The organism is Psychrobacter sp. PP-21 (assembly GCF_033790785.1).
GTDB lineage: Bacteria > Pseudomonadota > Gammaproteobacteria > Pseudomonadales > Moraxellaceae > Psychrobacter.
In genome coordinates this window covers 1-2,841 of the sequence record NZ_JAMYEB010000046.1, presented here as the reverse complement: position 1 = coordinate 2,841, position 2,841 = coordinate 1, and the positions used below count along the sequence as shown (strand labels likewise).

Annotated in this window: 1 protein-coding gene; it reads left to right on the top strand. The window is 37.1% G+C overall.

Annotated elements, in window-relative coordinates; all coding sequences use genetic code 11:
* The first annotated feature begins 112 nt into the window (after positions 1-112).
* On the top strand, positions 113-2,773 hold the full coding sequence (locus tag NJD71_RS13430) for a helicase-related protein (RefSeq protein ID WP_319052405.1): 2,661 nt from the start codon (positions 113-115) through the stop codon (positions 2,771-2,773).
* The last annotated feature ends 68 nt before the right edge of the window (positions 2,774-2,841 follow it).

Below are 2,841 nucleotides of genomic sequence, written 5' to 3'. Positions count from 1 at the left end.
GCTTGTTTTAGGATGTTGACGATTTGGTTGTCGCTAAAGCGTGTCTTTTTCATAGGATTCTCCTGCTGATGTATTCTAGCAGTTACTCTCTATTTATGAGTGTTCTTATTTATTGGGGGGATTACCGGAGCAACGCATCCTTGATCTTAGTGAAAATAAAATCAATTCATTAAGTACGCGATTTTTCAAAATAAAACAACTCGTTAAGCCTAATTCAGAGCTTAATCTAAACAAGAGAGACAGTAATACCACCCGTGAATGGGCGCAAATAAATACTGATGCACCTAATAACAGCATACGTGTAATACGCTTACTGGCACTTGCTGCTAATTTAGACTTAACAGAAGCTTATAATCAGGACTTAATTAATACAATTTTAATGAGAGCCTGGAAAGACCTTATTAGAGTAGGTTTACTGACTGCTAAACCTATAGATGGCGGTATACAAGTCTATCAGCTTAACTTCAATAACACCTCTTTGAGTATTCCATTAAAGGTCTGGGTCTGCCCAGTTACAAACCGTTTATTACCCAAGACATTTAAAGGGATTACACCTTATATTCCACGTCATTCAAAAATTAAAGAATTAGTAGATAAAAAAGAGAAGTACTTATGCCGACATGAAGAAATAGAAATTTTCATACCTTCTCCTGGAGAGCCTCGCTTTAAAAGAGAAGCTGAGCAGTGGCTCCAGAGCAATGAAACGATTCAAAGGCTACGTAAAGAGAATTTATGGAGTGATATCTCAAGTGATGTTATTCGAGGTGTAAATACGATAGTAACAGAAGAGCACTCTGCACAGCTTAGCTCTACTTATTTAAAAGAATACGAAAAAAGATTTAAAGAAGGTGAGATTAATATCTTAAACTGCTCTACTACAATGGAGATGGGTGTCGATATTGGCGGTATATCTAGCGTTGCAATGAGTAACGTACCCCCTCATCCTGCAAACTACCTTCAGCGAACTGGTCGAGCCGGCCGGAGTAGAGAAAGCACCGCCACAGCTTTTACACTATGTAAAGATAATCCGCACGAACAAATGGTATTTAATAACACGCTATGGGCATTTAATACTCAAATATCGCCGCCTTATATCACGCTTGAAAGTGATCGTATTGTACAGAGGCACATTAACGCTTACTTATTGGCGTCTTACTTGCCTGAACTATTAGCCGAGAATGAGTCTGCTCTCACACTTAATTCAGGTTTTTTCTTCTTCAACTGGAAAGATACAAGATTCAAAGATATTGAAGCCCTTGTAAAGTTTTCGATTAAGGCTGCTCTTGATCCAGATGCTGACAGTCATAAAATAAAAAATAATCTATTAGTTAATGAAATCAATGAATTACTTCAATTTAACTTTGAAAGTGAATCTGACTTATACAAGAACCTATACTGCAATTTATTTGAAAGCTCTCCTGCTTATATCTTTATTGAGAAGCTTCAACATCTCATCCAAATTGATAGAAAATCTGAATATAGGCAAAGCATACAGCATAAAATAGATACCATTCGTAAAGCTAGTTCATTAGAAGGTATTTCTCTAACTCAAATAATTCAGAAAAGTATTTTAGATTTGGTTAAGGCTCAGAGCTACTTAGTAAATAGAGTAGCTAGACGTATAGAGGAGTACCACACATTTAGTGATTCAAAATCAAGCTACTTATCTAAGTTAATATTTGATATACGCAGTATTGTCTGTGGTTACCTACTCTCAGATTTAGCACGCCACAATTTTTTACCCCGTTATGGTTTTCCATCAGGTTTAGTCGAATTTGATATATACAGTTTATACGCTGAAAATTCAGACAAATCTGACTCTAAGAAGAAGAACTCAGCTAACACTGTCGATGTCAGCTTATCTTCAAGGATAGACAACTTAAGTACTCATGCTAGTAAGCCTGTACGCGATATTGCTATTGCAATCAGAGAGTATGCACCAGGTAACGAAATTGCGGTAGATGGACTGGTATATCAATCCGCTGGTTTAGAGCTTAGCCGTTACTATAGTACAGGTGGTAACGACGCTCAAATCATAAATTTATTTGCTAGATGTAAAAACTGTGGTGCCATGGATGTATATCCAAGCTCTAAACATATAGCTTGTAGTAATTGTGGAACAACTATTAGAAATGGCTCACCGGAAAACCAGAACAGCCTATCTCATGAAGAAGATACCTTAAAAAAACTAAATCATGACGTCGTTACCTATGTTGAACCTATGGGATTCAGAGTGGACTATTATACCGCTCCTCACAATAGCATTGAGCACCAGTCCTTTGTGCCTGTGGAAGACCCAAAAATTCAGGCGAAAGGCAGTCTCCATCCTCTTATATCCCCCAATATTGGTTCATTCCGTACAGATGAGGATGGCCTTGTATTCCACCAAAGCAGCGGAATTTACGGTCATGGCTATTTTATATGCTTAGGGTGTGGTAGAGCAGAGTCTAGTCGTTTTGATAGATTAAAAAATTATGATAACTGGAATGACCAACGCACTAACTTCCTCAAACATTTACCAATGAAGCCTATCAGTAAAGGTCATATTTCTAAAGAAGAGTTAAAGGCTGGTGCTTGTGATCCAGAAGAAAAAGGATTTTTAGTACAAAACTTATTCATTGGTGCTCAAGATAGAACCAATGTTTTCGAAATGTATTTAAAAGATCCGAAAACCGATCAATTTCTAAATAAAGAAGAGGATAAAGTTATAATTCTGACCTATGCTGTCAAATCTGTAGACATTGACTTGGGAGATTTTAGTTACGCAGCCTGACGATAAAAGTCAAACCATACCTGTCTTGGCGTTTTATAGCCTAAACCCTTTTGGATTCTAGTCTGGTT